The 234-nt window shown below is 36.8% G+C and carries 1 protein-coding gene; it reads right to left on the bottom strand.

The window, feature by feature from the left end:
- A partial coding sequence (locus B4920_RS28060) for a GAF domain-containing protein (protein WP_139379795.1) occupies nucleotides 1-234 on the bottom strand: 234 nt, incomplete at both ends.

The following is a 234-nucleotide window of genomic DNA, read 5'->3' as shown; positions in this document are numbered from 1 at the left end:
ATGCGTTGATAAAGACGGCTTTTTTCGACTAGAAATGATATTTGTCTTGCAAGGTTCATAAATGTTTTTTGGTGGGCATCAATGTATGTGTTCTTTTCTTTGCTAGAGAAGAAAATGAAACCGATAGGCTTACCATCTGCAATGAGCGGGCAGGTTAAACTTGATTGAATGCCTTCGGCAACTATTAATTTAGTTGACAATGAATTAGGGTTTTCAACCAAATATAGTTGCAGG

Origin of the sequence: Zoogloea sp. LCSB751, assembly GCF_002028455.1 — a bacterium.
Taxonomy (GTDB): Bacteria; Pseudomonadota; Gammaproteobacteria; order Burkholderiales; family Rhodocyclaceae; genus Zoogloea.
The sequence above is the reverse complement of the archived record's forward strand: the minus strand, read 5'-3'. Positions and strand labels throughout refer to the sequence as shown.